10 protein-coding genes and 1 pseudogene are annotated in these 12,021 nt (G+C 73.2%); 8 read left to right on the top strand and 3 right to left on the bottom strand.

Annotation, left to right across the window (positions count from 1 at the left end; translation table 11 throughout):
• The 5 genes and pseudogenes from ACWGIU_RS15190 to ACWGIU_RS15170 all read left to right on the top strand — a co-directional run.
• A pseudogene (locus tag ACWGIU_RS15190) lies at window positions 1-481 on the top strand (galactokinase); the annotation flags it as partial.
• A gap of 47 nt (window positions 482-528) precedes the next feature.
• Window positions 529-1,803, top strand: coding sequence for an alkaline phosphatase family protein (locus ACWGIU_RS15185; protein WP_453705943.1), 1,275 nt, complete (start codon window positions 529-531; stop codon window positions 1,801-1,803).
• A 23-nt stretch (window positions 1,804-1,826) separates the two neighbouring features.
• Window positions 1,827-3,086: an MFS transporter gene (locus ACWGIU_RS15180; protein WP_453705941.1), complete on the top strand. Its 1,260-nt coding sequence runs from the start codon at window positions 1,827-1,829 to the stop codon at window positions 3,084-3,086.
• Window positions 3,087-3,095: 9 nt separating this feature from the next.
• Window positions 3,096-4,019, top strand: coding sequence for an SDR family oxidoreductase (locus ACWGIU_RS15175; protein WP_453705939.1), 924 nt, complete (start codon window positions 3,096-3,098; stop codon window positions 4,017-4,019).
• A gap of 172 nt (window positions 4,020-4,191) precedes the next feature.
• Window positions 4,192-4,953: a TetR/AcrR family transcriptional regulator gene (locus tag ACWGIU_RS15170; RefSeq protein WP_453705937.1), complete on the top strand. Its 762-nt coding sequence runs from the start codon at window positions 4,192-4,194 to the stop codon at window positions 4,951-4,953.
• On the opposite strand, the gene ACWGIU_RS15165 is transcribed toward ACWGIU_RS15170, so the two are convergent.
• On the bottom strand, window positions 4,940-6,223 hold the full coding sequence (locus tag ACWGIU_RS15165; protein ID WP_453705935.1) for an enoyl-CoA hydratase/isomerase family protein: 1,284 nt from the start codon (window positions 6,221-6,223) through the stop codon (window positions 4,940-4,942). The genes ACWGIU_RS15170 and ACWGIU_RS15165 overlap by 14 nt on opposite strands.
• On the opposite strand from ACWGIU_RS15165, the gene ACWGIU_RS15160 reads away from it, so the two are divergent.
• The gene (locus tag ACWGIU_RS15160; protein ID WP_453705933.1) at window positions 6,117-6,695 is read left to right on the top strand and encodes a dihydrofolate reductase family protein; all 579 of its coding nucleotides are present in this window, start codon (window positions 6,117-6,119) and stop codon (window positions 6,693-6,695) included. The two genes, ACWGIU_RS15165 and ACWGIU_RS15160, sit on opposite strands and share 107 nt — an antisense overlap.
• Before the next feature lie 6 nt (window positions 6,696-6,701).
• Here the strand turns inward: ACWGIU_RS15160 and ACWGIU_RS15155 are convergent, their stop codons facing one another.
• Window positions 6,702-7,262, bottom strand: coding sequence for a DUF6434 domain-containing protein (locus ACWGIU_RS15155; RefSeq protein WP_453705932.1), 561 nt, complete (start codon window positions 7,260-7,262; stop codon window positions 6,702-6,704).
• A gap of 67 nt (window positions 7,263-7,329) precedes the next feature.
• Here ACWGIU_RS15155 and ACWGIU_RS15150 point away from each other — a divergent pair, with 67 nt between their 5' ends.
• Window positions 7,330-7,911 carry a hydrolase gene (locus tag ACWGIU_RS15150; RefSeq protein WP_453705930.1) on the top strand — a complete coding sequence of 194 codons (582 nt, stop codon included), beginning with the start codon at window positions 7,330-7,332 and terminating at the stop codon, window positions 7,909-7,911.
• An 80-nt stretch (window positions 7,912-7,991) separates the two neighbouring features.
• Entirely contained in the window at window positions 7,992-9,965 is a 1,974-nt protein-coding gene (locus tag ACWGIU_RS15145) for a CASTOR/POLLUX-related putative ion channel (RefSeq protein WP_453705928.1), read from the top strand.
• Between the two features lie 50 nt (window positions 9,966-10,015).
• Here ACWGIU_RS15145 and ACWGIU_RS15140 read toward each other — a convergent pair whose 3' ends face one another.
• Entirely contained in the window at window positions 10,016-11,977 is a 1,962-nt protein-coding gene (locus ACWGIU_RS15140; protein ID WP_453705926.1) for a flavin monoamine oxidase family protein, read from the bottom strand.
• Between the last annotated feature and the right edge of the window lie 44 nt (window positions 11,978-12,021).

Raw genomic sequence — 12,021 nt, 5'->3', positions numbered from 1 at the left:
GGCGCTGGCGGTGGCCGACGTACACACGGCGACGGCTGAGCCGCCGGACCGCGAGCGCCTGGCCGGGCTGCTGGCCGGAGCGCTCCCGGACGGGGACGACGGACTGCGCCGGGCGGTGCTCTTCGCCCGGTCCGGCAGGGCCTTGTTGCTGGACGCGCGGCCCCGGCGGCGTCGGCGCTACGTCGCCTTCGACCCGGCGGCCTCGGGGGCGCGGCTGGTGCTGCTCGCCGTACGCGGGGAGGCCGCGGACCGGCCGCGGGAGCTGGCGCGGGCCGTGGCCTGCGCCCGCCGGGCCGGGGCGCTGAGCGCCTGGCCGGCCGGGCCGGGGCCCGAGCCGAAGCGGAGCGTGCTGGTGCTGCTGCGCGAGGCCCGTCTGGCGGCGGTGCGGGCCGCGGTGGCGGAGGACTTCCGCGACCGGGGACGGCCCGTGCCGCGGTTCCTGAACATCGCCGTGGCCGGTGCGGCCCGGCGCGAGGCATGACCACGACCCGGGGCCTGACCCGGGCGACACCGAGGAGGACGACACCCATGCCCACCCTTCGACCCTCACCGACGGCTCGCGCGAGACGCGGGGCCCGCTGGCCGGCGCTCGTGGCCGGGCTCGGCGCGCTCGGCCTGCTGGGCGCCTTCACCGTGGCCAACTCCCAGGCCGCCGTGCCCGGTTCCGCCGCCGCGCCGGCTGCGGCCGCCGCGTTGCCGACGTACGACCACGTGGTGGTCGTCGTGTACGAGAACAAGCAGTACGGGGAGATCATCGGCAGCGCGAACGCCCCGTACATCAACCAGTTGGCGAACGGCGGCGCGAGCCTGACCGGGATGAAGGCGCTGACCCACCCCAGCCAGCCGAACTACTTCAACCTCTTCTCCGGCGCCACGCAGGGCATCACGGGCGACGGCTGCTACACCCCGCAGTCGATGACGGCGCCGAACCTCGGCCAGGAACTGATCGCCGCCGGCAAGACCTTCGCGACGTACAACGAGGATCTGCCGAGCGAGGGGTCCACGGCCTGCACGAACGGCCAGTACGCGCAGAAGCACAACCCGTGGTTCGCCTTCAAGAACGTGCCGCTGAACACGGGCAAGACCTGGACGCAGTTCCCTCAGAACAACTTCGCGGCGCTGCCGAGCCTCTCCTTCGTGGTCCCCAACCAGTGCAACGACATGCACTCGTGCTCGGTGGGTACGGGTGACACCTGGACCCGGAACAACCTCGACGCCTACGCGCAGTGGGCGAAGGCCAACAACAGCCTGCTGGTGCTGACCTGGGACGAGGACAACTACCTGGGCTCGAACCAGATCGCCACCGTCTTCCACGGCGCGAAGGTCAGGACGGGCAGGTACGCGACGGCCTTCAACCACCACCATCTGCTGAGGACCTTCGAGGACCTCTTCGGGACGGCGACGCACGCGGGCAACGCGGCCGGCGTCCAGCCGATCACCGAGGTGTTCGACACCTCGACGAACCCGACTCCCACCCCCACGCCCACGCCCACCCCCACTCCGACGCCCACCCCGACCCCCACGCCCACGCCGACGTCGGGCGGTCTGCAACTGGCCGATCCCGGCCCGCAGACCTGCAAGTTCAACCAGTCCTGCACCATCCAGCTCAGCGCCACCGGCGGCAGACCTCCGGTCCGGTACGCGGCCACCGGCCTGCCCTGGGGCCTGACCGTCGACGCCGGCACCGGCCGGATCAGCGGCAGACCGTGGGGCAGCGGGACGGTCCAGGTCACCGCGACCGCCACCGACTCCACGGGCGCCACCGTCACCGCCGCGTTCCCGCTCACCGTCAACTGGTTCTAGACCCGGCCACCCTGGAGGCATCCGTGTACCTGTCGACCAGCCGGGCCTCGGACATCACCGGGGACACCCCTGCCCCGAAGGGCCCGCTGCGGTCCGTCCCCGGCACGGTTTTCGCCCTCGGGCTGGTCAGCCTGGTCACGGACGTCTCCGCGGAGATGGTCACCGCCGTCCTGCCGTTGTACCTGATGGCCGGACTCGGCATGTCCCCGCTCGCGTTCGGCGCCCTGGACGGTCTGCACCAGGGCGCCACCGCGGTGCTCCGTCTCGCGGGCGGGAGGATCGCCGACCGGACCCGGCGCCACAAGCTCGTCGCGGGCACCGGCTACGCGCTCTCCGCCGCCTGCAAGGCGGCCCTGCTCGCCGCCGCCACCCCCTGGTCGGTGGCGGCGGTGCTCGCCGCCGACCGGACCGGCAAGGGCCTGCGCACCGCCCCGCGCGATGCGCTGATCTCGCTGTCCGTGCCGCCCGGGGAGCAGGGCCGTGCCTTCGGTGTGCACCGCACCCTGGACACGGCGGGCGCCCTGCTCGGGCCGCTGGCCGCGTTCGGGGTGCTGTGGGTGGCGGTGGACGGGTACGAGGCCGTGTTCACCGTGAGCTGCTGCGTCGCCGTCCTGGGCGTGGTGCTGCTCGCCCTCTTCGTCCGGGAGGCCCCGGCGTCCGCCCCCGCACCGGCCCGGGCGGCCCGTCCCACGCCGCCCCCGGTACGCACCCTGCTGCGCCTGCCCGGCCTGCGGGGGCTCTGTCTGACCGTGGCCCTGCTCGGCCTGTTCACCGTCGGCGACGCCTTCCTCTACCTGCTGCTCCAGCGCCGGCTCGATCTGTCGGCCGCGTACTTCCCGCTGCTGCCCGTCGGTACGGCGGCCGTGTTCCTGCTGGCCGCGCTGCCCGTGGGCCGGCTCGCCGACCGGCTGGGCCGGCGCCGGGTCTTCCTCGGCGGGCACGTGCTGCTGCTCGGCGCCTGCCTGCTGCTGCTGGCCCCGGTACCGGCCGGGGCGCTGCTGGTCGTCGGTGTGCTCGGTCCGCTCGGCCTGTTCTACGCGGCCACCGACGGGGTGCTGATGGCCGCCGCGGGGCCGCTGCTGCCCGCCGGGCTGCGCACGACCGGGCTCGCGGTGCTCCAGACGGCCCAGGCGCTGGCCCGGTTCGCGGGTTCCTTGCTGTTCGGTTCGGCCTGGACCCTGTGGGGTCCGGGCGCGGCGCTGGGCCTGGCGGCGGCCGGGCTGCTGCTGTCGCTGGTGGTGGTCGCCGTGTTCGGCGGTACCCGGGCGGACCGGTCGTCGTAGGGTCGGGCCATGCCGGAAACACAGCGAACTCTCGAAGGCAGGGTGGCCCTGGTGGCCGGGGCGACGCGCGGTGCGGGCCGGGGCATCGCGGTCCAGTTGGGCGCGCAGGGGGCGACCGTGTACGTGTCGGGGCGCAGTACCCGGGGCAGGCCCTCGGAGTACGACCGGCCCGAGACGATCGAGGAGACGGCCGAGCTCGTCACCGCGGCGGGCGGCCGGGGCATCCCGGTGGTCGCCGACCATCTGGTGCCGGGGGAGGTCGAGGCCCTGGTCGGGCGGATCGAGGCGGAACAGGGGCGCCTGAACGTCCTGGTCAACGACATCTGGGGCGGGGAGCTGCTCTTCGAGTGGGAGAGCACGGTCTGGGAGCACGACCTGGACAAGGGGCTGCGGCTGATGCGGCTGGCCGTGGAGACCCATGCCATCACCAGCCATTTCGCGGTGCCGTTGCTGCTGCGCGAGCCCGGCGGGCTGGTGGTGGAGATGACGGACGGCACCGCCGAGTACAACGCGGCCAACTACCGGGTGTCGTTCTTCTACGACATCGCCAAGTCCTCGGTGCTGCGGATGGCGTTCGCGCTGGGGCACGAGCTGGGTTCGCGCGGGGCGACGGCGGTGGCGCTGACGCCGGGCTGGCTGCGGTCGGAGATGATGCTGGACAACTTCGGTGTGACGGAGGCGAACTGGCGGGACGCCCTCACCAAGGTCCCGCACTTCGGCATCTCCGAGACCCCGTCGTACGTAGGCCGGGCCGTCGCGGCGCTCGCCGCTGACCCGGAGGTGGCGCGCTGGAACGGCCGGTCCCTCTCCAGCGGGCAGCTCGCGCAGGTCTACGGCTTCACGGACCTGGACGGCAGCCGGCCGGACTGCTGGCGCTACATGGTCGAGGTCCAGGACCCGGACCGCCCCGCGGACACCACGGGCTACCGCTGAAGGGTCCGGGCGAACGGCAGGTCCGCCGGGGCGGCCGCGAGTCGGGCTCGCCGACCGCCCGCCACCTGCGCCGATGCCCGCATCGTGGCGGGGAGTGGGACCCCGCGCGCACCCGGTGGTCGCGTGTACGCGCGCTGCGTACGGCGTTCGCACCGTGCGTTAGCCTGGCGCCATGTCAGCAGAGGAGCAGCAGACCCGTCCCGGCCCGTCGTCCGCGCCCGCCGTCACCTCCGCATGGACGCGCCCGCGCCGCAAGGAGCGGCATCCGGCGCTCAGTCAGGCCCAGATCGTCGCGGCGGCCGTCCGTCTCCTCGACGCCGAGGGCATCGAGGAGCTCAGCATGCGCAAGCTCGGCACCGGGATGGGCGCCGCCGCCACCTCCCTGTACCGGCATGTGGCCAACAAGGAGGAGCTGATCGGGCTGGCCGTGGACGAGGTCTACGGCGAGCTGGAGGTACCCGGGGCGGCGAGCGCGGCCGAGTGGCGCGATGCCGTCTCCCGCAGCGGCCACAACCTGCGCGCGACGGCCCTGCGCCACCCCTGGGTGGCTTCGATGCTCGGCCAGGTGGGGCCGGCGCAGCTCGGCCCGAACCTGATGCGCGTGTCGGAGCGGATGCTGGCGCTCTTCCGGACGGGCGGCTTCCCGGCGGAGGAGGCGGACCTCGCCCTGAGGGCCGTGATCTCCTACGTGGCCGGCGCCACGACCGGCGAGGCCGCCTACCTCTCGCTGCTGGCCCGCGGCGGTCAGAGCGAGCGGGAGTGGCTGGAGAGGCAGCGCCCGGCGGCCCGACAGCCACGTGCCGCACACCTGTTGCCGTCTCAGGAGCACTCGGCCGAGGAGGGCCGGGACCCGCGGACACTGCGCGAGGAGAACTTCGACTACGGACTCCAGCGGGTCCTGGACGGCCTGGAGACGCGGCTCAGCCGCGGCTGAGGTCTTCCTGCGGCGGCGGCAGGCGCAGTTCGCGGTCCTCCCCGAGCGGGGCGAAGAAGCGCTCCACGTCCGCGCCGCTCACCTCGGCCAGGGCCGCCGGGGACCAGCGAGGAGCACGGTCCTTGTCGATGACCTGCGCCCGGATGCCCTCGACCAGGTCGGGCGCGGACAGCGCGTTGCAGGACACCCGGAACTCCTGAACCAGCACCCGCTCCAGCGGGCCGAGCCCCACGGCCCGGCGCAACGCGGCGAGGGTGACCTTGAGGGCGGTCGGGGACTTGGCCAGGATCGTCTCGGCGGCCTCCTTGGCTGCGGGCTCCCCCTGGCCGAGCAGCCGCGCCACGATCTCCTCGACGGTGGCGGCCGCGTAGCAGTGGTCGATCCAGCCGCGCCGGTCGGCGAGTTCACCGGGCCCGGGGGTGGCGGTGTAGCGCGGGAGCACCTCGTGGGCGGGCTCCCCGGCGAGGGCGGCGGTCAGTTCCGGGAGCCGGTCGGCCGGTACGAAGTGGTCGGCGAGCCCGCACAGCAGCGCGTCGGCGGGGCCGACCGCGGTACCGGTGAGGGCGAGGTGGGTGCCGAGTTCGCCGGGCGCGTGACCGAGCAGGTAGGTGCCGCCGACGTCGGGGACGAAGCCGATGCCGGTCTCGGGCATGGCGACGCGGGAGCGTTCGGTGACGACCCGGACCGAGCCGTGGGCGGAGACGCCGACACCGCCGCCCATGGTGATGCCGTCCATGAGGGCGACGTACGGCTTGGGATAGCGGGCGATACGGGCGTTGAGCCGGTACTCGTCGCGCCAGAAGTCGGCGGAGGCGGTGTTCCCGGCCTTGGCGTCGTCGTGGATGGCCCGGATGTCCCCGCCCGCGCACAGGCCGCGCTGACCGGCGCCGCGGATCAGGACCTGCTGGACGGCGGGATCGTCCGCCCACACGGCGAGGGCCTCGTCGATGCGGGTCACCATGGGGTGGGTGAGGGCGTTGAGGGCCCTGGGGCGGTTGAGGGTGACCACCCCGGTCCGGCCGTCGGTGTGGAACAGCACGGTGTTCGCGTCTTCGGCCTGCGGCTCTTCGGCCTGTGCGTCTTCGGTCTTCACACCGGCCAGTATCACCGTGGCCCGCGCCGTTCCCGCCGCCGGGCGCTGCCGGGGCGTACCGTGGTCGGCCATGCGGAAGATCGTGCTGATGGCCGGGGTGTCGCTCGACGGGTACATCGAGGGGCCGGACCGGGACATCGGCTGGCACCAGGTCGACGAAGAGCTGCACCAGCACATGAACGACGTGCTCCGCCCGATGGGCGGTTTCCTCAGCGGGCGCGTGACGCACGAGCTGATGGCGGACTACTGGCCGACGGCCGACGCCGATCCCGCGAACGCCGGTTCGGTGGCCGAGTTCGCGGAGATCTGGCGGTCCAAGCCCAAGTACGTGTACTCGCGCACCCTGCGGTCGGCCGGGTGGAACACCACGATCGTGCGGGACGTCGTGCCCGAGGAGGTCGCCGCGCTCAAGGCGGCCCCGGGCGGCGACCTGACGCTGAGCGGGGCGGATCTCGCCGCCTCGTTCCTGCGCCAGGACCTCGTGGACGCGTACCGTATCTACGTGCACCCGGTGCGGATCGGGCGCGGCACGCCGCTCTTCCCCACGCTCGGCTACGCTCCGGTGGCCCTGCGGCACACGGACACCCACACCTTCGGCAACGGCGTCGTCCTGCTGCGCTACGAGCGCGGGGGACGTGCCGGGGTATGACCTGGCTCAGTCGCGGGGGCGGGCCCGGTGGGCCTGCCACGCGGCGAGGGCCTGCGCACGGGTCCCGTCCGGGTGCCGGGCGTGCCAGGCGCGCAGGAACCGGTTGAACTCGAACTGCGCGCCGACCTCCTGGGGTTCGGCCGCCCGCGCGCGGGTCGCGTGCCAGTGGGCGACGGCCTCGGCGAGGGTGTGGCCCGCGTGCTGGGCGACGTAGTCCCGCATGAAGGCGTCGAAGTGGAAGCCGGGTCCGATCTCGCGGACGAAGTACGCGCGCAGTACCTGGCTGCAGTTCTGGCCCGGCGGGATCACGCTCGCGCCGGTGACCGGAGCGGCGAGCCGGCGCCCGGCCCGGCGAGGTGCGGGCGCCATGGGGGCGGCGGGGGCGGGGAGTCCGTCGAGGGCCGCGGCGAGCCGTGCGGTGACGGCTGCCTTGCCACCAGCGGCCGGAAGCCCCATCTCCCGTGCAAGGGTGCTCAGTTCGGCCAGCGTCCAGTACCAGCGCAGCAGCTCGGCCCCGGTCAGCGCGGCCGTCAGGGCGGGCCGGGATTCCCCCGTATTCGTACTCACGTTCCTATTCTACGTGCGGCGCCCGACCCGCCGGCCCGCACTCCCCACCCCCTCCCGAGGAGAGAACATGACCGCCGAAGCCCACCGCCTCGCCCTGGGCGGGGACACCGCCCTCGTGCTCATCGACCTCCAGAGGGGCATCCTCGACCGGCCCGCCGCGAAACCCGCCCCCGAGATCCTGGGGAAGGGGATCGCGCTCGCCGAGGCGTTCCGCGCCCACCGGCTGCCCGTGGTCCTGGTCAAGGTGGCGTGGTCCCCCGACGGCGGTGACCTGCCCACCGCGAACGTGGACCGCCCCGGCCCGGCCGCCGCCCCGCCCGCCGCCTTCTCCGAGATCCCGGCCGAGCTGGCCGCCCTCGGGGACGTGGTGGTCACCAAGCGCCACTGGGGAGCCTTCACCGGTACCGAGCTCGATCTCCAGCTGCGCCGCCGTGGCATCCACCGCATCGTGCTGGCCGGCATCTCCACCAGCGTCGGCGTCGAGTCCACCGCCCGTACGGCGTGGGAGCTCAGCTACGACCTGGTCTTCGCGGAGGACGCCACCGCCGACATCGACGCCGACTCCCACGCCCACACCTTCGGCAAGATCTTCCCGCGCATCGGCAAGGTCAGCACCACGAACCAGATCATCGCGGCCCTGGAATCCTGACCGGCGCCGGGGCGTGGGCGGTTCACCCGTAACCGAGCGGGCGCCCGCGGGTTAGCAGCGCGGAAGACGAGGGAGTTCTCATGGCGCAGCGGCACACGACGACCTTGAAGCTGCGCCTGCGGTACCGGTTCGACAATCTGGTGGCAGGGGGAACCACCGCGCTCATCGGCTGGTTCGGCCTGGCATGCCTCGCCGTGGTGGTCCCGGCGAGCACGGTGCTCGTCTGGGCCGACCGGGCCGCCCCGGCGACCCTCGCCGGCCGGCTCGCCGCCGTATGGGTCAGCGTCGGACAGACGCTCAAGATCGGGGGCGCGGTCGGATCCCCCCTCTACGTACTGGCCTCCGTGGCACTCGCACTGGTCGCCCTGCTGTTCGTGTCCACGCTCGTCGGTCTGATCACCACCGGCATCAACCGGCGCATCATGCTGCTTCGGCGCGGCCACTCCACCGTGCTGGAATCCGGGCACACGGTCGTGCTGGGCTGGTCGGACCAGATCTTCCCGGTGGTCGGGGAGCTGGTGGCCGCGAACGCCAACCAGCGCAGGTCGGCCATCGCCGTTCTCGCGCCGAAGGACAAGGTGGCGATGGAGGAAGAGATCTCCACCTCCGTCGTCGGCACGGGCACCGGCACCGGCACCGGTAGGACGCGGATCATCTGCCGCAACGGCCGTACCACCGAACCCACGGAGCTGGCCCGGGTGAGTCCGCGGACCGCGAAGGCGGTACTCGTCCTGCCCCCCGAGGGGGACGCCGGTGACGCCCAGGTGGTGAAGACCCTGCTCGCCCTTGACGCGGCGGTCCCCGGGTCCGGCGGGGCGGTGGTGGTCGCCGCCGTGCGCGACACCCGCAACCATCTCACCGCCCGGCTTGCCGCCGGCCCCGGTGGGCACGTCCTGTGCGTCGACGACATCATCGCCCGGCTCCTCGTCCAGACCGCCCGCGAGCCCGGTCTGTCCCTCGTCTACCAGGAACTGCTCGACTTCGCGGGCGACGAGTTCTACACCGCCGCCGCCCAGGGCCTCGCCGGACGGACCTTCGGCGAGGCCCTGCTGGCGTTCACCACGTCCTCGGTGGTCGGTCTGCTGCGCGCCGACGGCGCCGTCGCGCTCAATCCGGACCCTCGTACGCCGATCGGCGCGGACGACCGGATCATCCTCATCTCCCAGGACGACGACACGGCCGTCCCGGCGGACGCGTCCCCGTGCGTCGACGAGGACGCGATCGTCACGGCCCGCCCGCGGACGCCCGAGGCCGAACGGCTGCTCCTCCTCGGCTGGAACCGCCGCGCGCCGCTCGTCGTGGAGCAGCTCGACCAGTTCGTCGGCCCCGGTACCACGCTGGACGTCGTGTCGCTCGCCGACGTCGTGCGGATGCGCGGCGCCTCCGGCGGCGCGAGGCCGCGCAGCCATCTCGAAGTGGCTTTCCACAGCGGGGACATCACCGATCCCAGACTGCTGGCCAAGCTGGACGTGCCCTCCTACGACAGCGTGATCGTCATCGGCGAGACGGGCCACGAGCCCGTCCCCCACCCGGCGGCGCTGCCGCCCTCCCACACGATCGACCTCGGCCTCGCTCCGGAGACCGGGACGGAGACGGACGACCGGACGCTGGTCACCCTGCTGCACCTGCGGGCGATCGCGGAGGCGGCCGGGCGGGAGCTGTCGCTCACCACCGAGATGTCCGACGACGGCAACCGGCTGCTGGCGCCCGCCCGGCCGGGCGCCGACTTCATCGTCAGCGGCCGGCTGATCAGTCTCCTCATGACCCAGATCTCGGAGAGTCCCTATCTGGCCGAAGTCTTCGAGGAGTTGTTCAAGGCGGAGGGGAACGAGCTCCACCTGAAGCCGGTCGCGGACTACGTGCGCACCGATCACGAGGTGGCGTTCGCGACCCTCGTGGAGTCGGCGCGCCGGCGCCGCGAATGCGCGGTCGGCTACCGGCTGCGCGCCGAGGCCGCCGCCGGTCCGGGGTACGGGGTGCGGCTCAATCCGGACAAGGGGCGGCGGGTCCGCTTCGGTGAGCACGACTGGCTGATCGTGCTCGCCGAGAACTGAGAGGTCACGCCTGCCGGGCGGCGGCCCGTCGGCCGTCGGCCGTCGGCCGTTCAGAGCGTGGAGTGGACCTCCAGGGCGGTGCGTACGGCGGACTCCAGGGCTCCCTCGATCCACGCCGGCTTGATGGAGGTGTGGCACCCGGCGAAGTGCAGGTTCCCTTCGGCCTTGCGGACGTGGGGGAAGAGTTCGGTGTGCTGGCCGGGCAGCAGCACGGAGGCCTCGCCGTAGGCGTACGGGTCGCGCATCCAGGACTGGGTACGCCCGACACCGGTGTAGAACACCTCGATCCGCTGCCCGAACACCTCCTGCACCCCGGCGAGCGCGCGCGGGTAGCGCTCCTCGTCGTCCAGGGAGTCCCACTTCAGGGCGTCGTCCGACCAGCTGTAGGAGGCGAGCACGACCCCGCCCGCGCTGCCCTCGACGGGGTAGGAGGGCTGGAACATGAAGCGGTTGGGATTGTCGGTGGCCGAGCCGCCGCCGATGACGTGGGCCGCCTCGGGCTGGTCCCGGGTGACCGCGCGGCAGGCCGCGTAGTGCGCCCGCTGCCCGCCGGAGATGCCCCGGTCGGAGACGGAGGAGTGCGCGCCCAGCAGCGTGCCGTCCGCCGGGGTCTGCCCGAGCTGGTACTTGCGGTACAGGCCGGGCCGGACCGCCTCCAGCTCGCGCTTCCAGTCGGCCTCGTCGAACTCCCACCAGCGGCGGCTGAATTCGAGCAGGACCTTCGTCGCCGCGTCGTAGTGCAGCTCGGTGATCGCGCGCCGCTTGCCGTACGAGAGCGCGGGCGCGACCGGGATGTGGCGCAGGCCGGAGAAGGGCACGGTGATGATCGCCGTGTCGCCGGTGAAGGTCTCACGCCGCACGGGGCTGCCGCCGCGGCCCTCGGAGACGGTCTCGATGCTGACCCCGTCCTCCCCATGGGTGATCCGGGTGGCGCGGCGGTCGAGCCGGACGAGGTCGTCGACACGGGCGTAGAGGGCGTCGGCCAGGGTGGCGGTGCCGCCGGGCAGTTCGAAGAAGGCGGTGTCCGGGCTGATCAGCGAGGCCCCGATGAAGCTGTGCACGAAGGCGAGGTGCAGGCGGGAGGTGAGGTTCTCGACGGTGCCGATCAGGTCGATCGTCCGCTCGTCGAGCTTCGCCTCCTCGGTCAGATACCGATACATCGACATGTGGCCGTAGCGCTGGATGACGCGCGCCCAGCCCTCGACGAGCTGCTTGTCCTGCTTGCCCTCGATCTCCTTGCGGACGGGGGCGAAGGCGTTGCGGACGATCTGCGCGGCGGGCAGGGACTCGTAGGCCGCCGGGACCCCGAAGGACTTGTTGAGGGCCTGCGGGCTGCGCGCGTAGTCGGCCCGGCGGACGCGGATGCCGTTGACGTAGATCCAGGTGCGGTAGGCGGGGCGGCCGGACCCGTCGACATCGACCAGGTGGAAGCGCCTGCGCTGCAGGCCGAGGCTGTCGATCAGACCGGTGACCAGGGGGTGGCTGTCGGGGATGCGCATGGCGCCGGCCTCGGCGTACTGCTTGGGGTCGGCGAAGGGGGCCGCGGACTTCTCGTGGCCGCCGGTACGGAAGGTCTTGATCCGGCCGCCCACCCGGTTGCCGTTGGCCTCGATGACGGTGACCTGGTGTCCGGCATCGCGCAGCAGGTGGGCGGCGGTGAGCCCGGCGGGTCCGGCGCCGACGATCAGTACCTTCTTGCGGGTACGGGACCGGGGCAGGCCGTTCTTCAGCAGGATGTCGGAGTAACGGGGCACCAGGGGCTCGTCGTCCTCGTCGCGTACGAGGACGGCCCGGGCGATCGTGAGGCAGGTCTCCCAGTCTGGGAGCGCGGAACCCGACGGCGCCTGCGGGGTTTCGGCGGACGCGGCGGCGACCGACAGGGCGCCGACTCCCGCGACGGCGGCCGCGCCGGCGATGACGGTACGGCGGGAGGGGCGGCGGGAGGACGCCGGGGCGGGCTCGCCGGAGGGGCCGGGCGTGGGATCGGGCGCGGGCACGGGTTCGATGATCATGTATCAACTCTCCCGGCCCGCCGAGGCCTTGAGCGCCCAAAGGC

The sequence above is a fragment of the Streptomyces sp. NPDC054840 genome (assembly GCF_053611065.1).
This window is presented reverse-complemented; position numbering and strand designations above follow the sequence as displayed.

Coding starts and splice junctions, on each gene's coding strand:
- ACWGIU_RS15150 (WP_453705930.1), top strand. CDS start 7,330: ATGACCGCCGAAGCCCACCGCCTCGCCCTGGGCGGGGACACCGCCCTC.
- ACWGIU_RS15145 (WP_453705928.1), top strand. CDS start 7,992: ATGGCGCAGCGGCACACGACGACCTTGAAGCTGCGCCTGCGGTACCGG.
- ACWGIU_RS15160 (WP_453705933.1), top strand. CDS start 6,117: ATGCGGAAGATCGTGCTGATGGCCGGGGTGTCGCTCGACGGGTACATC.
- ACWGIU_RS15175 (WP_453705939.1), top strand. CDS start 3,096: ATGCCGGAAACACAGCGAACTCTCGAAGGCAGGGTGGCCCTGGTGGCC.
- ACWGIU_RS15165 (WP_453705935.1), bottom strand. CDS start 6,223: ATGTGCTGGTGCAGCTCTTCGTCGACCTGGTGCCAGCCGATGTCCCGG.
- ACWGIU_RS15140 (WP_453705926.1), bottom strand. CDS start 11,977: ATGATCATCGAACCCGTGCCCGCGCCCGATCCCACGCCCGGCCCCTCC.
- ACWGIU_RS15185 (WP_453705943.1), top strand. CDS start 529: ATGCCCACCCTTCGACCCTCACCGACGGCTCGCGCGAGACGCGGGGCC.
- ACWGIU_RS15170 (WP_453705937.1), top strand. CDS start 4,192: ATGTCAGCAGAGGAGCAGCAGACCCGTCCCGGCCCGTCGTCCGCGCCC.